Annotated in this window: 15 protein-coding genes; 3 read left to right on the top strand and 12 right to left on the bottom strand. The window is 66.3% G+C overall.

Annotated elements, in window-relative coordinates; all coding sequences use genetic code 11:
- Positions 1-84: 84 nt before the first annotated feature.
- The 5 genes from EJB06_RS32195 to EJB06_RS11340 form a co-directional block, all read right to left on the bottom strand.
- Positions 85-1281: an SseB family protein gene (locus EJB06_RS32195; RefSeq protein ID WP_198420811.1), complete on the bottom strand. Its 1197-nt coding sequence runs from the start codon at positions 1279-1281 to the stop codon at positions 85-87.
- Positions 1282-1308: 27 nt separating this feature from the next.
- Positions 1309-1434, bottom strand: a complete 126-nt coding sequence (locus EJB06_RS32880; RefSeq protein WP_267876899.1) for a hypothetical protein — start codon at positions 1432-1434, stop codon at positions 1309-1311.
- Positions 1435-1470: 36 nt separating this feature from the next.
- Positions 1471-3144, bottom strand: a complete 1674-nt coding sequence (locus EJB06_RS11350) for a DUF805 domain-containing protein (RefSeq protein WP_126074136.1) — start codon at positions 3142-3144, stop codon at positions 1471-1473.
- A 159-nt stretch (positions 3145-3303) separates the two neighbouring features.
- Positions 3304-5223 carry a chemotaxis protein CheA gene (locus EJB06_RS11345; protein WP_126074135.1) on the bottom strand — a complete coding sequence of 640 codons (1920 nt, stop codon included), beginning with the start codon at positions 5221-5223 and terminating at the stop codon, positions 3304-3306.
- Entirely contained in the window at positions 5223-6071 is an 849-nt protein-coding gene (locus EJB06_RS11340; RefSeq protein WP_126074134.1) for a protein phosphatase CheZ, read from the bottom strand. The genes EJB06_RS11345 and EJB06_RS11340 overlap by 1 nt, the downstream gene beginning before the upstream one ends.
- A gap of 399 nt (positions 6072-6470) precedes the next feature.
- Between EJB06_RS11340 and EJB06_RS11335 the strand changes: the two genes are divergently transcribed.
- The 3 genes from EJB06_RS11335 to EJB06_RS11325 all read left to right on the top strand — a co-directional run bounded on the left by EJB06_RS11335 (position 6471) and on the right by EJB06_RS11325 (position 9027).
- On the top strand, positions 6471-6935 hold the full coding sequence (locus EJB06_RS11335; protein WP_126074133.1) for a universal stress protein: 465 nt from the start codon (positions 6471-6473) through the stop codon (positions 6933-6935).
- Positions 6936-7089: 154 nt separating this feature from the next.
- Entirely contained in the window at positions 7090-7734 is a 645-nt protein-coding gene (locus EJB06_RS11330; protein ID WP_054263975.1) for a response regulator, read from the top strand.
- A gap of 477 nt (positions 7735-8211) precedes the next feature.
- The gene (locus EJB06_RS11325; RefSeq protein WP_126074313.1) at positions 8212-9027 is read left to right on the top strand and encodes a Crp/Fnr family transcriptional regulator; all 816 of its coding nucleotides are present in this window, start codon (positions 8212-8214) and stop codon (positions 9025-9027) included.
- 80 nt (positions 9028-9107) lie between these two features.
- Here the strand turns inward: EJB06_RS11325 and EJB06_RS11320 are convergent, their stop codons facing one another.
- The 7 genes from EJB06_RS11320 to EJB06_RS11290 form a co-directional block, all read right to left on the bottom strand.
- Positions 9108-10160 carry an outer membrane lipoprotein gene (locus tag EJB06_RS11320; RefSeq protein ID WP_126074132.1) on the bottom strand — a complete coding sequence of 351 codons (1053 nt, stop codon included), beginning with the start codon at positions 10158-10160 and terminating at the stop codon, positions 9108-9110.
- A gap of 128 nt (positions 10161-10288) precedes the next feature.
- Positions 10289-10954 carry a ligase-associated DNA damage response endonuclease PdeM gene (gene pdeM / locus EJB06_RS11315; protein WP_229427028.1) on the bottom strand — a complete coding sequence of 222 codons (666 nt, stop codon included), beginning with the start codon at positions 10952-10954 and terminating at the stop codon, positions 10289-10291.
- On the bottom strand, positions 10951-13425 hold the full coding sequence (locus EJB06_RS11310; protein ID WP_126074131.1) for a ligase-associated DNA damage response DEXH box helicase: 2475 nt from the start codon (positions 13423-13425) through the stop codon (positions 10951-10953). Before EJB06_RS11310 ends, pdeM begins: the two co-directional genes overlap by 4 nt.
- 38 nt (positions 13426-13463) lie before the next feature.
- Positions 13464-15095, bottom strand: coding sequence for an ATP-dependent DNA ligase (locus EJB06_RS11305; RefSeq protein WP_126074130.1), 1632 nt, complete (start codon positions 15093-15095; stop codon positions 13464-13466).
- A complete protein-coding gene (locus tag EJB06_RS11300; protein WP_126074129.1) occupies positions 15088-16137 on the bottom strand; it encodes a ligase-associated DNA damage response exonuclease in 1050 nt (349 codons plus the stop codon). Before EJB06_RS11300 ends, EJB06_RS11305 begins: the two co-directional genes overlap by 8 nt.
- Before the next feature lie 10 nt (positions 16138-16147).
- Complete coding sequence (locus EJB06_RS11295) at positions 16148-17848, bottom strand: RecQ family ATP-dependent DNA helicase (RefSeq protein ID WP_126074128.1); 1701 nt, start codon at positions 17846-17848, stop codon at positions 16148-16150.
- A gap of 483 nt (positions 17849-18331) precedes the next feature.
- Positions 18332-20881 carry an excinuclease ABC subunit UvrA gene (locus EJB06_RS11290; protein ID WP_126074127.1) on the bottom strand — a complete coding sequence of 850 codons (2550 nt, stop codon included), beginning with the start codon at positions 20879-20881 and terminating at the stop codon, positions 18332-18334.
- Between the last annotated feature and the right edge of the window lie 475 nt (positions 20882-21356).

Genomic DNA, 21356 nt, shown 5'->3' with positions numbered 1-21356 from the left:
CTTTTGTGGCTTTCGATACGCCTTTGCTGAAGTTTATTCACTTAATGTATCGTATCGGCGAACGAAGCATTTGTTCCTCGCTCCTTACTGGTTCAGCGCCAGCGATCCGACGAATTCGCCGGCGCGCCGCATCGATGCCGGGGCGGGGTCGGCCTCGGCCGACGCGATGTACACCGTGGCGCCCACCACCGCCATCCGGATCAGGCGCCGACCGGCCTTGATGTCGCGTCCCGGATAGCCCTTGAAGACCAGCTCCATCGGCGGCGCCGTCATGACGGCGTCGCGGCCGAGCATGGTCGCCTGCAATGCGAGCATGGTGGCCTCGGGATCGGCCGGCGGCGTGCCGAGGTCGAGCACCTGGACCTTGTAGTTCTCGCTGTGGGCAAAGACGCCGAACTGGCGCATGCGCACCGCGCCCATGCGTTCGAGCGTATTGGCGCGCACGCTCTCTTCCTCCGGCCTGGCGGGAAAGTCGATCGTCAGGGCGCCGTCGGGCGAGGTCCAGGCCTGGCTGGCGAGCGGCGCGCCGGACTTGCGTGCGGCCCCGGCCGGTCCGGCCTGCGGCGTCGCCTCATCGCCGCCGCGCCCTGCCGCCTGTCCCGGCTGCGGACGCTCGGCGGCGCCGCGCAGCAGCGCCTGGCCCGCCAGGCCAAGGGCGGCGAGCAGCGGCAGGCTGCAGGCCAGTGCGCGCTTGCGGCCGATGCGGTCCAGCAGCGATGGGGCGCGCGCCGGCGGGTCTTCTTCCACGAAGACCAGGTCTTCGTAACTGCCTGCGGGCACGGGTTCGAGCACGGGCAATCGCGCTGCGGCGGGAGCGGCCTTTGCCGGCGCGGCAGGTTCGGGAGCGGGAGCGGGAGCGGAAGCGGGAGCGGAAGCGGGAGCGGAAGCGGGCATGGCGGCCGCGCGCGCCAGGGCGGCCTTGGCCAGCGTGGCTTCGATACTTTTCCTGATCCACGCCACCCGGCTGGCGGCAATGTCGAAGGTCTGCGCGCTCAGGGCGACTGCGATGCCGACCCCGTCCGGCGCCATGCGCACCACGTCGGCGCCCGGGAGCGCGACCAGCACGCCGCCATCGCCGGCAGCGAGCCGCCCGCTCTCTTCGGACATCGCCACCGCCCGTGCGCCGTCGGGCAACTGCAAGGTGTAGCCGGCGTCGCCGTCGGCCGGCGCCAGCACGGCGACAAAGAACCTGGTGTTGACTAACTTCTTCCACGCTGGATGCAGCGATTCGCCCGCCTGCGCGGCGGCCAGCACCTGCTCAAAATTTTCCGACGCTATCATCTGCAACCTTTAACGCGATTTTGCTTGTCAGCGCGTCATCTTACCCGGAATCCCGACCCGCGGGTCGCGGTCGCGATGGCTGCCGACAAACATGGCCGTCCTGCCCGGCATCGCCCGGCCATGGGCGCGCATCGACGCCTGCGGATTGTCCATGACCGGCTCCCGGCCAGGGCCCGCCACCCGCGTCATCTACGCCGTTGCGCCGGCGTTGCCGGCGAACTGGCGCATGCCCGCCGGGCCGTGCGGCATGGCGGACGCCTTCGCCCCTCCGATCGACTGGCCGGGGAAGCGGATGGCCATGCCGCCCGCGGGCGCGGTCCAGGCGGATTGCTTGGCGCGCGTGGCGTTGTAGCCGCCCTTGCCGCTCATCTTCGCCTGCGCCCCCATCGAGACGATCTGCATGATGATGACCAGGGTCGCGCCGACCTTGACCAGGGTGGTGTTCGGACCGGGCGCTTCGCCGTAGTCGTTGTCGCCATCGGTGCCCGGAACGAGGCAGTAAATGACCATCGATCCGATCCAGAATATCAGCGATGCGACCAGCACGAAGTTGTGGTTGCCCAGCGCCCCTCCGAGGCCGATTGCCAGGATAAACCCGAGCAGCCACTTGCCGCTCAGGTTCACGTCGTGCAGGCGCAGCACCATCAGCCGCACCCACGAATACAGCGAATACACGGCACCGGCGATCAGCAGCACCACGCCCAAAATCGTTGCCTTGGGAATGAGGACGGCGGCCACGATGCCCAGTACCCCCATCGCCAGCATCAGCGGCAGCGAATAGGCCAGCGCGCGCAGGCGGCCGATGCGCCCTTCCATCGACATGCCGAACACGCCCGGGTCGGCCCCCGCCTCGTGCGCCTGCTCGTAGCTGCCGGCGGCGGCCGATACCCGGTAAGGCTCGGGCGCCGACATGCGCCTGATGTCGACGCGGCTGAGGAACCATTTGAACAGCGAGCGCTGCTGCTCGAAAACGTCGGCCGGCGCCCGAATCGCGATCGCGACCACGACGTCGTCGGTACGCACGCAGGCCAGCAGGTAGCGGCTCTCGCACTCGTCGCCCGGAAAGGTGCCGGTCAATTCGATCGCCTTGCCCTTGACCCGGTCGCGCCAGTCGTCGCCATGGATCTCGGTCGCTTCGCCGGCCTGCGTCAGGTAGGGCATGTCGTGCCGGACCAGGGCCAGGCGCGTGTCGATCCACTTGCCAAGCGAGACGTCGGGACGCAGGTAGCCGCTCACCTCCAGCCTGGTGCCGCTGCTGTCGTCGTGGAAGCGCAAGCCGTTCGACATGGCCGACTGGCGCCATTCGGCCGGGACGAAGAATTCGAGGCCGACCTTGTCGATGACGACGTTGCGCGGCTTGAGCGCGGCGACATCGAGCGGGGCGTTGGAGGGACGCCGTGGCGGCGCCGGCTTGTCGAGCGCCACCGGCGCCGGCGAAGGGACTGGAGCGGCGGCAGGCACGGGCGCCGGCGCGGCTTCGCGCGCCTGTGCGGCCTTGGCCAGCGATGCTTCGATGCTCTTCCTGAGCCACGCGACCCGGTCGTGGGCGATGTCGAAAGTGCGGTCGCTCAAGGCCACCAGGATCGCGGCGTCGGCCTGCAGCAGGCGCACCACGTCGGCGCCCGAGAGCGCGACCAGCAAGCTGCCCTGCCCGTCCTCGGCCCGCTCGCGCACTTCCGAAATGACGATGGCGCGGCTGCCGTCACCCTTGCTGTCGCGCGCAAGCAGCTTGACGCCGCCGCCGTCCGGCTTGGCGACGGGGACGAAGAACGTCGTCTTGACGAACTTTTTCCACGCTGTGTTGATCGATCCAGCCGCCTGCGCAGCGGTGAGCACCTGCTCGAACGTTTCCGACGCCATCATTAACAACTCTCAATAGAAGTTTACCTGTCGCAAGAACAGGGACGTCATCGTGCCATGTATTGACTGGCAACACAAGTTGTCTGTTATGAATGTGGAGAAAATACAAAACGACGCGCGCCGCCCCCGCACAGGGTGCGGGAGGCGGCGCGCATCGGCCGATCAGGCGGCGACCTTGAGCGAGCCCCGGCAGCCGTCCATGAGGAAGGACAGGCCGACCACGAGGACCAGTTCGCCCTCTGCCGAGCGGGCGGTGCCGGTGATGCCGTCGACGCTGATGGCGGTCATCGGCTTGATGACCAGGTCGGCGGTGCCGTCGACCGCTTCCACCGCGAGGATGTAGGGCTGGGGCGCGGCGACCACGATGCCGACTTTTTCGGAACAGGCTTCGTAGCCGAGCGCGCTGGCCAGCGAGCGCACCGGCAGCGGGCGTCCCTGGTCCTTGAGCACCGGCGCGCCGCCGACGTTCATGAAGTTGTCGGGCAGCTCGACCACGCGCTGGACCACCGCCATCGGCAGCGCCAGGGCGGCGCCGGAGGTCGACACCAGCATGGTCGGCACGATCGACAGTTCGATCGGCAGGCGGATCGCGAACTTGGTGCCGTGGCCGAGCGAGGAATCGATGTGGATCGCGCCACGGTTCTTTTCCACCGCGGTCTTGACCACGTCCATGCCGACCCCGCGGCCGGACACCGAGGACGCCACTTCCTTGGTCGAGAAGCCCGGCAGGAACACCAGCTGGTAGGCTTCTTCGTCGGTCGGGGCGCCGCTTTCGCTGATCAGGCCCTTCTGCACGGCCTTGCGGCGCAGCGCGTGCGGGTCCATGCCCTTGCCGTCGTCCTGCAGCACGATCATGACGCTGTTCGCTTCCTGCCAGGCCTTGAGCGAGATGAAGGCCTTGGACGGCTTGCCGGCGGCGAGCCGGTCTTCGGGCGACTCCACGCCGTGATCGAGCGCGTTGCGCAGCATGTGCACCAGCGGGTCGTACAGGCTGTCGACCACCACGCGGTCGACTTCCGTCTCGGCGCCTTCGATGGTCAGTTCGACGTCCTTGCCCAGGTCCTTGGCCAGCTCGCGCACCAGGCGCGGGAACTTCTGGAACAGGCGCCCGACCGGCTGCATGCGCGTGGCCAGCGTGGCGCGCTGCAGTTCGGCCGAATAGCGCGAGGCGCGTTCCAGCGTTTCGGTCAGGGTCGCCATGAGGGTGGCGGCGGGACCTTCGAATTTGAATTGCAGCAGGCGTTCGAGCAGCACGGCAGCCTGGTTGGCGGCCTGCACCGATTCGCCGGCCACTTCGAGCAGGGCGTCGAGCTTGACGGCGTCGACCCGGATGCTGTCTTCCTTGGCGGGCGCGGAGGCGGCGCGGAATTCCTGCACCTTTTCCTCGCGCCGGTCGGCGCCGGCGTCGGCCGCCGGTCTGGCGGCTGCCGCAACAGGTGGTGCGGCCACAGGCGCGGGCGCGTGTTCGGCGAGCGCTGCGGCGACGGCGGCGGCGGGCTTGTCGGCCGGCGTGTAGGTGCCGGCCGGGATGACCGAGACGTACATCGCTTCCCAGTCGAGTCCATCGGCGCCGGGGGCGCTGGTGGAGACGGCGGCGGGAGCGGCAGGCGCGGCGGGAGTGACAGCGGCAGCCGGGGCGGCGGCCACCGCTGCCGCTGCGGGCGCAGCGGCCGGCGCCGGCCCGGCCGGGACGTCGCCCTTGCCTTCGATGGCGTTGACCAGGATGCGTTCGAGCGAATCGGGCATCGACGCCAGCTGTTCCGGCGCGGCGCCGTTCGACAGGTCGGTCAGCTGGTCGGCCACGAAGCCGGAGGCCTGCAGCGCCGCTTCGATCGCGATCGGCGTGACCGGGGCGGCGCCGGTGCGCAGCGCATCGAACAGGTTTTCGGTCAGGTGGCAGGCGGCGACCAGCGCCGGCAAGCCCATGAAACCGGCCCCGCCCTTGATCGTGTGGAACGAGCGAAACACCGCGTTGAGCGTTTCCTTATTGTTCGGATCGCGCTCGAGGGCGAGCAGGTGTTCTTCTACGTTGACTGCAAGATCCATCGCCTCGACGACGAAATCCTTGAGCATATCGTCCATTAGAATCCCAGATCGGCAAGTAGGTCGTCAACATTGTCTTGATCGAGTGCGACGGACGGAACCGACGGACCCGACATCAGCGCTGGCTTGTGCAGCAGTTTTTCGCGGACGGCCGGTGGCGCGTTGTCGCGCAGCAGTTCGGCCAGTTCGTGCTCCACCGTCTTGGTGATGATCACGACTTTCTTGATCAGCTGGCCGGTGATGTCCTGGAAATCCTGGGCCATCATGATGTCGAGCAGGCGCGCTTTTTCGGCTTCGGTGGCGTCGGTGACGGCCTGGGCGAAGGCGCGCGAGTCGCCGGCCAGGGTCTTGAATTCGTCGATGCTGAGCTTGCCCGCGAACAGGTCGGCCCAGCGCGTGTCCATCGCCTTGGCCTTCTTGGACAGCACGTCCTGCGCCGGCATGCCTTCGTCGAGCGTGTTGAGGACCTTGTTGGCGGCCTGCTCGGTCAGGCTGGCGACGTATTCCAGGCGGTCCTGGGCGTCCACGATCTGGGTCGACGCTTCGGTCAGGGCCTTGTCGTAGCCCAGTTCGCGCAGCGAGTCGTGCAGCAGGCGCACGATGCCGCCGAGGCGTTCGAACATGGGTTTGCCGTGCTCGTCGGTTTCGAGCGCGGCGCCCTCGCCGGCCGCGTTATCGGCTGCGGCGGCGGCCACGGCCGCGACCACGGGAGCCGCCGCCGGCGCCGGCTCGGGCGGACGGGTCGAAGCGACCTGGTCGAACAGTGCTTCCATGTCGTCTTCGGCAGCGGCGGCGGGTGCCGGCGCGGGTGCCGGCGCCGGTTCGCTGCTGCGCTGCGCGGACACTTCCTCGAATAATGCGTCGAAATCATCAGCGGCGTCGGTCATAGTCCCTGCTTCTCCATGTTTGTAAGGTGTTCGCAATCAAGTTGCTGGTGTCTGGTCCTGCCATGCAAGCGTGGGGGCAGAGCATGATGTGCGGCAACATCGCCGGGTTTACGCGAGTTTAGCAGTGTGAAGTGCCCTTGGTAAATCACTGTGCATGGGTCGCGGCAAAATGGCACGCGAAACTTGTGCCATCGATAATTAAAACGTGACTTTGATGTGCAATTGATACTGCGGAGTGTTGTATTTCGTAAGCAAAGCGCCCCAAAAGGTAAAAAAAACGGGGCGTATCCGGGGGCGCCGCCACCGTCGATTTGATCGAGATCAAAGGTTTGCGTTCTATCAATCGTGAGATCCCGCACTACAATACAGAATACGACCTGCTGCGTGGGAGAACTCATCATGTATCGGAAAATTCTGATTACGACGGATGGCTCGGCGGTATCGAAGCACACAGCCTGTGCCGGCGTGAAGTTTGCCAGACAGATGGGGGCCGATGTCCTGGCCCTGTATGTATCGCCGGAGTATCAATACCCGGTGTACGTGGAAATCATCCCCCCCTCCTACCCCAGCGAGGAAGAGTACGCGGCGCAGATGAAGCGCATCGGCCACGAGCACCTCGACGCCATCCTGCAGGCGGCGCAGGCGGCGGGGGTGCGCTGCGAGTGCCTGACCGAGTTCGCCGACGCCGCCGCGCTGAAAATCGTCGAGGTGGCCGAGCAGCGCCAGTGCGACCTGATCTTCATGGGCTCGCACGGACGCAGCGGCTGGGGCCAGTTGCTGCTGGGCAGCGTGACGAACAAGGTGCTCTCGCACACCAGCAAGCCGGTCCTGGTGCACCGGCTGATCAAGGAACCGGGAACCTAGCTGCTAGCTAGCAGTTTTGACGATGGCGCAACTGACAATTTTGCCGTACCCTTCGATGGACTGCGGGGCGTTCGCGCTGCCCGGCGCGGCGTGCTGCCCGCGCGCGCCGTGCATGCGTCCCCGGCGTTTTCGCTTACTTATTTGATTGCAATTTATGATACGCATTGTTGTAGCCGACGACCACACGATCATGCGCGAGGGCCTCAAGCGCATCCTCGACGGCGCCCTCGACATCGATATCGTCGGGGAAGCCATCAACGGCTTCGAAGTGCTGTCGCATGTGCGCCAGGGCGGCTTCGACCTGTTGCTGCTGGACTTGTCGATGCCGGGCCGCAGCGGGGTCGACCTGATCCGCCAGATCCGCAGCGAAGCGCCCAAGCTGGCCATCCTGATCCTCACCATGCACGAGGAAGAGCAGTACGCGGTGCGCGCCATCCGGGCCGGGGCCCAGGGCTACCTGACCAAGGAGAGCGCCGGCACCCAGCTGGTGGGGGCGATCCGCAAGGTGGCGTCCGGGCGGCCGTACATCAGCACCGAAGTGGCCGAGCAGCTGGCCCTGAACATCATGACGCCCAACGAGCAGTTGCTGCACAAGCAGTTGTCGGACCGCGAATTCGAAGTGTTTTCCCTGCTGGTGGGCGGCAAGTCGATTACCGAGATCGCCAACAGCCTGCACCTGAGCGTGAAGACGGTCAGCACCCACAAGACGCGCATCATGCAAAAGATGGGCATGACCTCGCTGTCGGAGATGGTGCAGTACGCGGTGGCGCATCGGCTGCTGTCGCCGTTCAAGACCTGAGGAGGCGCCGAGATAGCGAAAGGGAGCGAAAAGTTTTAGACAGCGGCGCGCCGCTTTCGTGCCGAGAAACCTCAAGTAGATCCATTCTGTACCCAGCGGTAGCATGCGCAAAGCCAGCATGCCGCTGCCCTGCTCTCCCTCTGTAGGACGATCCCTCGACTAGGAATAGTCCTACAAGAGCGCGCTCAATCCTACTCCCAGATTCAGCGTTCGCTGATATCAATGCCGGACTCGTGTTGGCATACTTAAATCCAGCGATTCGGCTTTCCTGCGGTTCATAAATTGTTCTTACGCAAGCTAGCCAGCCGTGCTGTACATCACTTTTGAAGCTCCGGTCGCAGGTCATTCAGATCGTTGTTCAAGCCTGATACCCGCAGCCTGAAACTTCGAATTTTCCTACCCCTGGAGATGAGCATGCTGACCACGCCACCGCAAGACACCCGCACCACCCCCACGTCGACCATGCATTCCTCGCCCATGGAAGCAGGCCGGCAGCGTCAGGGCCGCCTCTGGTCCAATCTCAAGGAAGTCTGCGACCTGCTGCACATCAGCGCGGCGGTATCGATCAACAGCGAAGAACTGCTGTTCCAGCATGTGCAATTCAAGACCGGCCAGCGCGTGCACACCATCGGCCAGGCCTTCGACACCCTCTACATCGTCAACTCGGGCTTCCTCAAGACCGTGCTGATCGACGAATTCGGCAACGAGCAGGTACTCAGCTTCCCCATGAAGGGCGACATGCTCGGCGTCGACGGCATCCACACCCGTCACTACGCGTCCGAAGCGGTGGCCCTGTCCGACTGCGACCTGATCCTGCTGCCGTTCAAAAAACTGACCGCGCTCGGCCGCGTGCACCTGGAACTCGAAAACGTCATGTACGGCGTGATGAGCCGCGAACTGGTGCGCGAACAAGCCATGATCGGCATGCTCGGCGCGCTCAGCGCCGAAGCCCGCGTGGCGCGCTTCCTGGTGTCGCTGGCCGACCGCTTTGCCGCCATGGGTTATTCGAGCAAGCTGTTCAACCTGCGCATGACGCGCCACGAAATCGGCAGCTACCTGGGCCTGACCCTGGAGACCGTCAGCCGCACCCTGTCGGCATTCAACGAAATCGGCCTGATCACGGTCGACCAGCGCACCATCGGCATCAAGGACGCCGACGCCCTCAAGACGCTGCGCCGCCTGCCGCCCTCGCGTTCGCGCGCCAAGCAGAACAGCGCCGCCGCCAAGGCCAAGGCCGAAGCGGAAGCCGGGCAAGCGGGCGACGCCAAGACCCTGGCCACGACCACCGCCTAACTGTTCCCCAACGCAAAAACGGCGCCCCGCGTAAGCCGGGCGCCGTTTTTCGTTCGTCAGGCCGGACTATCCGGGCCGGATTACTGGTCGCGCGAGAGCACGCCATCGTTGATCCTGACCTTTTCGCCCACGCGCAGGCCCGGATCGTTTTCGTACGTCACGGTCTGGGTGCCGCCATTGTTGGCAAACCGGATCACCACTTCGTAATGCTGGGTTTTCTTGGCATTGCGCTCGATGTTGCGGCCCACATAAGCGCCGCCCAGCGCACCGGCGATCTGCGCCGCCGTGCGGCCGCTGCCCTTGCCGACCTGGCTGCCCAGCACGGCGCCAACCACGCCGCCGCCGATGGTGCCGAGATAGTTGCCCTCGCCATTGACTTCCACCACATTGATCGCCTCCACCGTGGCGCAGTTGGTGCAATAACGGACTTCGCGCGCCGGCGCGTTGCCCGATGCGATGCGCAGCGGCTTGTTCAGGGTCGCCGTCGCAACGCGGTTGCCCACGCGCATATTGGCCGTTACCACGCTGTTCGGCGTAATCCGGTCGGCGCGCCGGATCGTGTAGCCGCCGCTGTACTCGCCGGGATTGACTTCCGGCAGGAAGAACACGCCGCGCGTGCCGGCAATGGCCATGTCGACCTTGGCGCCCGGCGTGCCGTACACCGAAAACACCAGTTCGTTACCCGGGGTCAGGTCGTCGTTGGCCTGGACGTCGAAGCGCGCGATGCGCGGCAAGTCGGCGGCCCGCTCGCGGCCCTGGTCGCGCGGGTGGCGGCCGACGTCGCGCAGCAGGGATTCGCTGAGCACGCCGCTGGTGACCTGGTTGCCGACGCGCAGATTGGCCGTCACGGCGCTGTTGCCCGTGATGTTGTCGCGGCTGCCGAGGGTGTAGGTGCCTTCGTACTGGCCCGGTTCGGTTTCGGTCATGTTCAGGTTGCGGTTGGCGCCGGCAATGCTGAGGGTGGCGCGCCCGCCCGGGGTGCCGTACAGCTTGAAGTTCAGTTCCACGCCCGGTTTCAGGCGGCGCACTTCTTCCACATCGAAACCGCGGATCACCGGCGTGTAGGAGGCGGCGCTGTTGTTGTACTGCTGGGCCTGCGCCGGCAGGGCCAGGATCAGGGAAAAGAACGGCATGGTGGCCACGAGCGCAGCGCCGATGATGGTCTTGGTTTTGATATTGTTCTCCTCGGGGTTGGACAGCGAAGCCGGATATTTCCGGCAGTCACGCCAAGTTACGCTTGTCGCATGGGCCCGTCGGTGCGTTAGCGTACGCAATGCACGGCCTCTCCCGAGCTCACGCACACGTGCTCCCCCGCTCCCGGGGCCACCACGAAACCGCCGGTGAAGGCGCCGAACGAGGGCAGGATCATGCGCGAGGGGCCGATCAGGAAGCACGGCAGGCGCAGCGAATCGAGGCGGGTCGAGAGCCGGTACACCGGATGCACGTGCCCCGCCAGCACATAGCCTGGCGCGGCGATGTCGGGATGGTGGCAGAACGAGAACGGCCCCACCGTGTGCGGCTCGTCGACCATGTCGATCGCCAGCGAGTGGGCCGGGTCGCCGGCGTGCTTGTCGTGATTGCCGCGCACCAGGGTCAGGATCAAGGCCGGATGGCGCGCGCGCCAGGCCAGCATGGCGCGCAGGGTGGCCGAGGCGTGGGCGGCGCGCGCGTGCAGGAAGTCGCCCAGGAAAACGATCTCGCCCGTCGGGTGGGCGTGCATCAGCGCGTCGAGCGCGTCGAGGTTTTCCGTGGTGGTCCCGCGCGGCACCGGCACGCCCTGCGCGCGGAAGGAAGCGGCTTTGCCGAAGTGGATATCGGCGATGACCAGCATCCGGCGCGCCGGCCAGTACAGCGCCTTTTCGGGCAGCAGCAGGACCGTCTCATCGGCCAGCTGCATTTCTCGAAACGTCATGGCTGGTAACGTCATGGACAAGCTGCTTTCTCCAGTTCGCGCAGCATGCGCGCCACCCGGTCGGACAGTTTTTCGGTACTGAGTTTTTCGCGGAAGCGCTCGACCATCAGCGCAAAGCCGAACGGCGTGGCGCGTTTGACTTCATGATAGACGACGGCGCGCGCATGCAGCTCGACCAGGGTATCGCGCAGGCGCGTCAGTTCGAGTTCCTGCTCCATCACCTCGCGCTGCGCCTGCGTGAGCAGCAGGTTGCCGGCGTCGTGCTTGCGGAACACCTCGAAAAACAGCGACGACGAGGCCTGGATCTGGCGCGTGCTTTTCGGCTGGCCCGGATAGCCCTGGAATACCAGCCCGGCGATGCGCGCGACTTCGCGGAAGCGCTGCTGCGACAACTGGGTCGCGTTCAGGCTCGCCAGCACGTCTTCCAGCAGCAGCTCGGTGGAGAACAGCGGCACGTCGATGCCCGTCGCCTTTTCGTGCGATGCCAGGAAGGCGCGCGCCCAGTCCACCGGCTCGGCCGCCAGCAGTTCGAAGCCGTAATCGTTGACCGCGATCGAAAACGTCATCGGCTGCACGCGCGCGATGCGGTAGGCGAACAGCGAGGCCAGTCCCGTATGCACCGAGCGGCCCGCGAAAGGATACACGAACAGATGATGGCCTTCGCGGCTGCTCATGGCCTCCACCACCAGGGTGTCGCTGGTCGGCAGCGCGGACCAGCGCTGCTGGATCTCCAGCAGCGGGCGGATCGCCGCCATCTCGGGGCCGAGGAATTCGCCCAGCGCGGCGTGGCGCAATTGTTCCAGCGCGGCGTGCGCCAGTTCCGACGACATCGGCATCTTGGCGCCCTGCCAGCGCGTGACCGCCCCGCGCGCGCCGGTCGCGCGTTTCACGAAGGCGGTCATCTCGTGCACGCGCACGAATTCCAGGATGCGCCCGCCGAACAGGAAATGGTCGCCCGCCTTCAGGCGCGAGATGAACGATTCCTCGACGCTGCCGATGCGCCCTCCGCTCATGTACTTCACCTGCATGGTCGAATCGGAAACGATGGTGCCGATGCCCATGCGGTGGCGCCGCCCCAGCGCCACGCTCGGCACGCGGTACACGCCTTCCTCGTCGGCGACGACGCGCTGGTACTCCGGATACGCGATCAGGCTTTGCCCGCCGCGTGCGACAAAATCGAGCGCCCACTGCCACTCTTCCGGCGTGAGCGCGCGATACGACCAGGCGCTGCGCACTTCGTCGTACAGTTCCCCGGAGCGGAATCCCCCGCCCAGCGCCACCGTCACCAGATGCTGCACCAGCACGTCGAACGGTTTGTTGGGCACCAGGCGCCCTTCGATGCGGCGCGCGGCGACGGCCTGCCGGGCTCCGGCCGCCTCCAGCAATTCCATGCTGTTGGTCGGCACCAGGGTCACGCGCGAGACGCGTCCCGGCGCGTGGCCGCTGCGCCCCGCGCGCTGGAGCAGGCGCGCGATGCCCTTGGCGCTGCCGATCTGCAGCACCCGTTCGACCGGCAGGAAGTCCACGCCCAGGTCGAGGCTGGCCGTGCAGATCACCGCTTTCAGCTCGCCCTTTTTCAGGCCGTTCTCGACCCACTCGCGCACTTCGCGCGCCAGCGAGCCGTGATGCAGCGCGATCACGCCGGCCCAGTCGGGGCGCGCCTCCAGGATGTTCTGGTACCACAGCTCCGATTGCGAACGGGTGTTGGTAAACACCAGCGTCGCGTTGTATGCCTCGATTTCCGCGATGACCGGCTGCAGCATGGCGATGCCGAGGTGCCCGCCCCACGGAAAGCGCGACACATTGGCCGGTATCAGCGTATCGACCCGGATCTCCTTTTTCAGGTCGCCCTCGACCAGCGTGCCCTTGCCCTCGCCCAGCAGCACGTCCTGCGCCTGCGCCAGGTTGCCCATGGTGGCAGACAGGCCCCAGACCACCAGTTGCGGATTCCAGTGGCGCAGGCGCGCCAGCGCCAGTTGCACCTGCACTCCGCGCTTGCTGCCCATCAGCTCATGCCACTCGTCGATGATAATCATGTCCAGGCTGGCGAACTGGCTCTGCGCCGCCGCATGGCTAAGCAGCAGCGACAGGCTCTCGGGCGTGGTGATCAGCGCCGACGGCATGGCGCGCGACTGGCGCGCGCGTTCGGCGGAACCGGTGTCGCCGGTGCGCGCGCCGACCGTCCAGCCGGGCGCCAGCACCGCGCTCGACTCCACCAGCGCGCGCTGGGTGTCGGCGGCCAGCGCGCGCATCGGCGTAATCCACAGCACGCGCAGGCCGCTGGCCTTGCGTTTGCCGGCCAGCGCGCCGCGCAGCAGCGCCGCCAGCCACACCGCGTAGGTCTTGCCGGCACCGGTGTTCGCGTGCAGCAGGCCCGATTCGCCGGCCAGCGCGGCGCGCCACACCGCGCGCTGGAACGGGAACACCTTCCAATTGCGCTGGGCGAACCAGTCGTCGATGGCCTGCGCCATCTGGCTCTTGCTCATCGGTTCATGCTCATCGGTTCATGCTCATCGGTTCACGCTCATGTGCCGGCGACGGCCAGCAGGCCCTTGAGGGTATCGAGCGTATCGGCGTCGCCGATGGCCTTGTCGTCGCGCTTGCGCAGGATGCGCGGAAAGCGCACCGCGATGCCGGCCTTGTGGCGGGTCGACAGCGCAATGCCTTCGAAGCCGATCTCGAACACCATGGTCGGCCGCACCGAACGCACCGGGCCGAATTTTTCGATGGTGGTCTTGCGGATGGCGTTGTCGACCACCGTGATTTCGGCATCGGTCAGGCCGGAATAGGCTTTGGCGAAGGGCACCAGCTTGCGCTCCTCGCCCTCGCCGTCCCACACCGCGAAGGTGTAGTCGGTGTAAAGCGAGGCGCGCCGGCCGTGGCCCGCCTGGGCATAGATCAGCACCGCGTCGATGGTGTACGGGTCGACCTTCCACTTCCACCAGGTGCCCACGTTCTTGGTGCGGCCCACGCCGTACTGGGCGTCGCGCGCCTTGACCATCATGCCCTCGACGCCGCGCGCACGCGATTCGGTGCGCATGGCGGCCAGTTCGTGCCAGCTGGCGGCCTCGATCAGCGGCGACAACCTGAGTTGGGGTTTGTCCGTCTGGCGCACCAGCGCCTCCAGCAGGGCGCGCCGTTCGTGCTGCGGCAGCGCGCGCAGGTCCACGCCATTCTCTTCCAGCAGGTCGTAGGCCACCAGCACCGCCGGCAGTTCGGCCAGCAGCTTGCTCGACAAGGTCTTGCGGCCGATGCGTTTTTGCAGGTCCGCAAAGGCGGCCGGCGTATCTTCCTCGGTCCAGATCAGCACTTCGCCATCGACCACCGTGCCCTCCGGCAGCTGCAGCGCCGCCAGTTCGGGAAAGCGCTCGGTGATCAGGTCTTCGCCGCGCGACCACAGGTAGTTCTGCGCGCCGCGCCGCACCAGCTGCGCGCGGATGCCGTCGTATTTCCACTCGACCTGCCAGTCGCCCACTTCGCCCAGCCCTTCCGGCTCGCCCTGCAACTGGTGCGCCAGGAAGAAGGGATAGGGATGGCCGCCGCGCAGCTTGTGTTCCTCGTCCGACTGCGCGGCGATCAGTTGCAGGAAGCCGGCGGCGGTGGGCCGCACGCTGCCGTCGGTCCAGCCCATCAGGCGCTGCGCAATCAGCTTGCTGTCGACCGCCGACAGCGACGACAGCGCGCGCGTGACCAGCAGTTTCGACACGCCGACCCGGAAACCGCCACCGATCAATTTGGTCAGCAAGAAGCGTTCGCGCCAATCGAGTTCGTTCCAGAACCCGAACAGGGCGCTGCGGATGGCGGCCGGATCGGCGCCGCGCAAGGGACCGATGCGCTCCTGCATCCACTCGGCCAGGCCGACGTCGCTTTGCCGTTCCGGCGGCGGCAGGATGTGGGCGATGGTTTCGGCCAGGTCGCCGACCGCGTTGTACGACTCGTCGAACAGCCATTCGTCGAGCTGCGCGTACTCGATGGCGTACTGGCGCAGCAGCTTGGTCGGCACCGCCTGGCGCGGTTTGCCGCCGGCCAGGAAGTAGACTGCCCAGGCGGCATTGTCCGGCGCGGCGCTGCCGAAGTAGGCTTGCAGCGCTTCGAGTTTGCGGTTGGTGGCGGTGGTTTCGTCGAGCTCCGTGTACAGGCGGGCAAACTCACGCATTCGCCACCTCGGGCCTGTCCTCGGGCGCCGGCTCGGCCGCCGGCGGCGCGCTGTCGGCTTCGTCCTCGTCGCCGTATTCGGTATCGAAGCCGGAAGCGTCCAGCCCCACCTGGCGCAGCCAGCGCACCATGATCGGAATCGAGCCGTGGGTGACGATCACGCGCGGCGCTTCGGTGGCGCGGATGGCCGTCATCAGGCCCGGCCAGTCGGCATGGTCGGACAGGACGAAGCCGCGGTCCACGCCGCGCCGGCGCCGTGCGCCGCGCAGCTGCATCCAGCCGCTGGCGAAGGAATCGCTGTAGTCGCCGAAGCGCTTCATCCAGGTCGAATTGCCCGCCGACGGCGGCGCGATCACGATCGAACGCCGGATGGCGGCCTTCTCGACCTGCGTCACCAGCACGGTGGGCGGCAGCGCCACGCCGCCTTCGCGGTAGACGCGGTTGATCGGTTCGGCCGCGCCATGGCAGATGATGGTGCCGATCGACGGATCGAGGCCCGACAGGATGCGCTGGGCCTTGCCGAAGGAGTAGGCGAACACCACGCTGGCACGGCCCTCGTCGGCGTTCTTGCGCCACCAGGCGTTGATGTCGTCGAAGATGTCCTGCTCCGGTTGCCAGCGGTAGATCGGCAGGCCGAAGGTCGATTCGGTGATGAAGGTGTCGCAGCGCACCGGCTCGAACGGCGCGCAGGTGCGGTCCGGTTCGACCTTGTAGTCGCCCGAGGCCACCCACACCTCGCCGCGGTGCTCCATGCGCACCTGGGCCGAGCCCAATACGTGGCCGGCAGGATGCAGCGACACCGTCACGCCGTTGTGCACGATGCGTTCGCCGTATTCGAGGCCGTCGATGTGAATGTCGCCCAGGCGCGAGCGCAGCACGTTCACGCCGCTGGCGGCCGACAGGTAGTGGCCGTGGCCGACCCGCGCGTGGTCGCCGTGCGCGTGGGTGATCACGGCGCGGTCCACCGGCCGCCACGGGTCGATGTAGAACTGCCCGGGAACGCAGAACAGTCCCTCCTTGCGCACCACTACCATATCCGACATGCGTACTCTCCTAGACTGCGTCGACGTAATCGGCGAGGAAGGTCTTTTCGCCGTGTTCCGGGAAAGCGATGGTGACCTGGTCGCCCGCCATCGACACCACGGTGCCGAGGTCGAACTTCGGCACGCGCACCTGGGCGCCCGCTTCGAAGCGCGGCGCGGCCGCCGCCGGCTCGAGGTCGCGTTCGAATTCGTCGTCGCGGATTTCGATTTCGGCCACGGCCGGGGGATTGAGGCAGTTATCGCAGCGGCAGCACTTGTCGAAGCCCTCGACTTCATCCTTGAAGTAATCGAGCAGCACCTTCCAGCGGCAAAAGCCGCTCACCGCGTACGATACCATCTGCTCCAGCGATTCGCGGTCGCGTTCCTGCTTGCGCGCGTAGATGGCGGAAAGCTCTTCGAACAGGCCGGCGCCGGGCTCCCTGGAAGTGACCACGTATTCGAGCTTGCGGTTCTGGCGCAGCAGCTTGCCGTCCTTGAGCAGCTTGAGGCAGATTTTCAGCTTGCCCGAGGCCAGCTCCTGCAATTGCTCGTCGATGCGGTCGAACACGACCTTCTCTTCATCGGCCATGGCGCATACCGCGTCGTAGACCGCTTTCAGGTCGTTCGCGCTCGGGTAGTGCTTCACGAGGAAGAACTGCTGCAGGCGTTTGTCGTCCTGGAAGTACAGCAACGTGCATTCGGCGTCCAGCCCATCGCGCCCGGCGCGGCCGGACTCCTGGTAGTAGGCTTCGAGGTTGGCGGGCAGTTGCAGGTGCAGGACGAAACGGGTGTCCGGCTTGTCGATGCCCATGCCGAAGGCATTGGTGGCGACCATCACGCGCTTCTCGCCGGACATGAAGTCGTCCTGGTTGCGCTTGCGTTCGGCGGCGGGCAGCTTGCCGTGATAGAGCGTGGCGCTTTGGCCCGCGTTCACCAGGATCTCCAGCATCTCTTCGGCCGCCTTGACGGTGGCGGCGTAGACGATGCCCACGCCCTCGGACGCCTGCACGTATTCCAGCGCGCGCGCGTAGCGTTCGTTGTTGTTGGTGACCTGGGCCACGCGGTAGTGCAGGTTGGGGCGATAGATGCCGGTATTGACGACGTTCATGCGCGCGCGGCCGAGCTGGCGGGCGATGTCGGCCATCACATCGTCGGTGGCGGTGGCGGTCAGGGCCAGCACCGGCGGGCGCTTCAGGGCGTCGATGGCGGCGGCCATCTCCAGGTAGGCCGGGCGGAAATCGTGACCCCACTGCGAGATGCAATGGGCTTCGTCGATCACCACCAGAGCGATCCTGATCTCCTTGAGCGTGTCGAGGAAGGTGGGCGTCGACAAGCGCTCGGGCGTGCAGAAGACGATTTCGTGAAAGCCGCTGCGGATACCTTCCATGGCCGCGTCCTCCTCCTCGCGCGTCAGGCTGCTGTTGACCTGCACGGCGCGCACGCCGAGGGCGTCGAGCTTTTCGAGCTGGTCTTTCATCAGCGAGATCAGCGGCGACACCACGATGGTGGTGCCTTCCAGGATGCGCGCAGGAATCTGGTAGCACAGCGATTTGCCGCTGCCGGTAGGCATGATCGCCAGCGTGTCCTTGCCGTCGAGGACGCTGTCAATCACCTGTTGCTGGCCATCGCGCAAGCTCTCCACGCCGAAAATCGAGCGCAGCAGCTTCTTGATGGTGTGGCGGCGGGCGGCGCGGGCGCCGTTGTGGAGGAGTTGTCGGTTGTGAGTAGTCATGTCACAACTTTAAGACGCACACAAACGGTGCACCATAGGACGCCGCCTACATTTTTCGTAGGAGGAAGACAACAGCCGGGGTCGCGAGCCAACGTCCTACATTTTGTCGGACGTTTTGCCGATAGTTACTATCGAGAACTCTGACTAAGATGATCACATACCAGCAGCAATCTCACCAGCAGCAATCTCATTAACGTACGACCGGAGGACATCATGATGCGCTTTTTTCCACTGACCTGGGCTGCCCTGCACGTAGGCCTCGTTAGCGCGGCCACGTATCTGCTGTGCTCCACGGACGTCCTGAACGACTACGCCACGGCGCTGTTCTTCCATTAAGAAGCGAGCGCATGCTCGTTTTTTTGCGCGCCAGGCCTGGCCGGTTCCGGCGGCACATCGCCATCATGGCGACGCGCCGCAAGCCGGGCGTTTGCCGCGCCGTCGTTGCAGTCGCGCCGAGCGCGCGGCCGTCCTGCGCCTCACGCCTCACGCCTTCATGAAGTTGGCCAGATAGGCTGCGGTGCGGCTGCGTCTTTCGCCCGCCACCACGGCCGGCGGTCCTGACGCCACCACCTTGCCCCCCGCGTCCCCCGCACCCGGTCCGATATCGATTACCCAGTCGCTCGCCGCGACCACCCGCATATTGTGTTCGACCGCGATCACGCTGTTGCCGGCGTCGACCAGGCGTTCGAGCTGCACCAGCAGCTTGTCCACGTCGGACGGATGCAGGCCGGTCGTGGGTTCATCGAGGATGTACAGCATATTGCCCCGCGTGGCGCGTTGCAGCTCGGTGGCCAGCTTGATGCGCTGCGCCTCCCCGCCCGACAGCTCGGTGGCCGGCTGGCCGAGGCGCAGGTAACCCAGGCCGACGTCGCGCAGCACTTCCAGCGACCGGGCGACCGGCGCTTCCTGCGCGAAGAACGCGGCAGCCGCATCGACCGTCATCCCCAGCACCTCGGCGATGTTTTTGTCGTTCCAGGTCACTTCCAGCGTCTTGGCGTTGTAGCGGGCGCCGTTGCAGGTCGGGCATGGCGCGTACACGCTGGGCAGGAACAGCAACTCGACCATCACCTGGCCCTCGCCCTCGCAATGCGCGCAGCGGCCCTTGGCCACGTTGAACGAAAAGCGCCCCGCGTCGTAGCGCCGCGCGCGTGCCGTTCTGGTGGCCGCGAACAGCTTGCGCACATGGTCGAACAGGCCGGTATAGGTGGCCAGGTTCGACCGCGGCGTGCGCCCGATCGGCTTCTGGTCGACCCGCACCAGGCGCTTGATATGCTCCATGCCGGAGGCGATCCGTCCTTCGGTCGGAATCACGTCTTCGTGTTCCGGCTCCTCGCCCTCTTCCGCCTGCGCCGCCAGCGGCTGGCCTAGCGCCGTTCCCACCAGCTCCACCAGCACCTGGCTGACCAGGCTCGATTTTCCCGAGCCGGATACGCCGGTCACGCTGGCCAGCACACCGAGCGGGAGGTCGATGTCGAGGTTCTCGAGATTATTCCGGGTCACGCCTTCGAGGCGCAGCCAGGCCGACGGCGCGCGCGGGGTGCGCGGCACCGGCGGCTCGGTCGCGAACAGATAGCGGCGCGTATGGGACGCGTCGACCTGGCGCAAGCCGTCGGGCGGGCCGCTGTACAGAAGCTGGCCGCCCTGCTCGCCCGCTTCCGGGCCGACATCGACGATCCAGTCGGCGTGGCGGATCACGTCGAGCGCATGTTCGACCACGAACAGCGAGTTGCCGGCCGCCTTGAGCTGCGCCAGCGCCGCCAGCAAGGCTTCGGTATCGGCCGGATGCAGGCCGGCGGACGGCTCATCGAGCACATACACCACGCCGAACAGGTTGGAGCGCACCTGGGTCGCCAGGCGCAGGCGCTGCAATTCGCCCGGCGACAGGGTGGGCGTGCTGCGCTCGAGCGACAGATAGCCCAGGCCCAGCGCCAGCAGCACGTCGAGGCGCGCCACCAGGTCTTCGGCGATGCGGCGCGTGACGATGGTTTTTTCGGGATGCGCGGACGCCGCCCTGGCATTGCGCGGCGCGCTGCCGTCGGCGAAGGGCCGCAGCAGCGCCGACAGGCGTTCGAGCGGCAGGCGCGAGATGTCGGCGATGTCCATGCCGCCGAAGGTCACCGACAGCGACTCCTGGCGCAGGCGCTTGCCCCGGCACAGCGGACATTCGGCGCTGATCATGTAGCGCGCCACGCGCTTTTTCATCGACGCGCTTTCGGTGCTGGCGAAGGTTTGCAGCACATAGCGGCGCGCGCCGGTGAAGGTGCCCTGGTAGCTTGGCGTTTCCTTGCGCTTGAGCGCAGCGCGCACTTCGTCCGGCGTCAATCCCGCGTAGACCGGGACCGTGGGCGTCTCGTCGGTGAACAGGATCCAGTTGCGCACCTTTTTCGGCAGGTCGCGCCAGGGGGTGTCGACGTCGTGGCCGAGCGTGACGAGGATATCGCGCAGGTTCTGGCCGTGCCAGGCGGTGGGCCAGGCGGCGACGGCGCGTTCGCGGATGGTCAGGCTATCGTCCGGCACCATCGACTGCTCGGTGACCTGGTACACGCGGCCCAGGCCATGGCACTCGGTGCAGGCGCCTTCCGGCGTATTCGGCGAAAACGCCTCGGCGTACAGGAGCGGCTGGCGCGCCGGATAATCGCCGGCGCGCGAATACAGCATGCGCAGCGAATTGGACAAGGTGCTGACGCTGCCGACCGACGACCGGGTGGTGGGCGAACCGCGCTGCTGCTGCAGGGCGACGGCGGGCGGCAGGCCATCGATATCGTCGACCTCGGGCACCGGCATCTGGTGAAACAGGCGGCGCGCGTAGGGCGAGACCGATTCGAGATAGCGGCGCTGGGCCTCGGCGTACAGGGTGCCGAAAGCGAGCGAAGACTTGCCGGAGCCGGAAACGCCGGTAAACACCACCAGCGCATCGCGCGGGATGTCGACATCGACGTTCTTCAGGTTATGCTCGCGCGCGCCGCGCACCTGGACGAAGCCGGGCCGGGCCAGCGGGGCGATGGCGGGAACGTCGTGGTTCTTCTTACGCATGGAAAAGCTGCCCATCATTGATCAGCCGCCATTACACTCCTGCCCGCCGAACGGCACCGTACGCTGCCACACGAAAATAGATTTATAAAAATGTCCACTGCGGTGCCAGGTCTGACATTCGGACACGGCCCCATCAATTGTCCACTTNTATGCTCGCGCGCGCCGCGCACCTGGACGAAGCCGGGCCGGGCCAGCGGGGCGATGGCGGGAACGTCGTGGTTCTTCTTACGCATGGAAAAGCTGCCCATCATTGATCAGCCGCCATTACACTCCTGCCCGCCGAACGGCACCGTACGCTGCCACACGAAAATAGATTTATAAAAATGTCCACTGCGGTGCCAGGTCTGACATTCGGACACGGCCCCATCAATTGTCCACTTTGTCCACTGCGGTGCCAGGTCTGACTTTCGGACACGACCCCAACAATAGGACTGCAGTTATGGCTGAGCACGTGTCCGAATGTCAGACCTGGCAC

The sequence above is a fragment of the Massilia atriviolacea genome, from assembly GCF_003953935.1.
In the GTDB taxonomy this organism is placed as follows: Bacteria; Pseudomonadota; Gammaproteobacteria; order Burkholderiales; family Burkholderiaceae_D; genus Telluria_A; species Telluria_A atriviolacea.
Note: the sequence above shows the minus strand (reverse complement) of the source record. Positions and strands in the feature narration are given on the sequence as shown.

Excerpts from the sequence above, each read along its gene's own strand:
- EJB06_RS11325 (WP_126074313.1), top strand. The coding sequence starts at position 8,212 with ATGGAAGCAGGCCGGCAGCGTCAGGGCCGCCTCTGGTCCAATCTCAAG.
- EJB06_RS11350 (WP_126074136.1), bottom strand. The coding sequence starts at position 3,144 with ATGATGGCGTCGGAAACGTTCGAGCAGGTGCTCACCGCTGCGCAGGCG.
- pdeM (WP_229427028.1), bottom strand. The coding sequence starts at position 10,954 with ATGACGTTACCAGCCATGACGTTTCGAGAAATGCAGCTGGCCGATGAG.
- EJB06_RS32195 (WP_198420811.1), bottom strand. The coding sequence starts at position 1,281 with ATGATAGCGTCGGAAAATTTTGAGCAGGTGCTGGCCGCCGCGCAGGCG.
- EJB06_RS11300 (WP_126074129.1), bottom strand. The coding sequence starts at position 16,137 with ATGTCGGATATGGTAGTGGTGCGCAAGGAGGGACTGTTCTGCGTTCCC.
- EJB06_RS32880 (WP_267876899.1), bottom strand. The coding sequence starts at position 1,434 with ATGGACAATCCGCAGGCGTCGATGCGCGCCCATGGCCGGGCGATGCCG.
- EJB06_RS11305 (WP_126074130.1), bottom strand. The coding sequence starts at position 15,095 with ATGCGTGAGTTTGCCCGCCTGTACACGGAGCTCGACGAAACCACCGCC.
- EJB06_RS11310 (WP_126074131.1), bottom strand. The coding sequence starts at position 13,425 with ATGAGCAAGAGCCAGATGGCGCAGGCCATCGACGACTGGTTCGCCCAG.
- EJB06_RS11290 (WP_126074127.1), bottom strand. The coding sequence starts at position 20,881 with ATGCGTAAGAAGAACCACGACGTTCCCGCCATCGCCCCGCTGGCCCGG.
- EJB06_RS11345 (WP_126074135.1), bottom strand. The coding sequence starts at position 5,223 with ATGGACGATATGCTCAAGGATTTCGTCGTCGAGGCGATGGATCTTGCA.
- EJB06_RS11335 (WP_126074133.1), top strand. The coding sequence starts at position 6,471 with ATGTATCGGAAAATTCTGATTACGACGGATGGCTCGGCGGTATCGAAG.
- EJB06_RS11340 (WP_126074134.1), bottom strand. The coding sequence starts at position 6,071 with ATGACCGACGCCGCTGATGATTTCGACGCATTATTCGAGGAAGTGTCC.
- EJB06_RS11320 (WP_126074132.1), bottom strand. The coding sequence starts at position 10,160 with ATGCCGTTCTTTTCCCTGATCCTGGCCCTGCCGGCGCAGGCCCAGCAG.
- EJB06_RS11330 (WP_054263975.1), top strand. The coding sequence starts at position 7,090 with ATGATACGCATTGTTGTAGCCGACGACCACACGATCATGCGCGAGGGC.
- EJB06_RS11295 (WP_126074128.1), bottom strand. The coding sequence starts at position 17,848 with ATGACTACTCACAACCGACAACTCCTCCACAACGGCGCCCGCGCCGCC.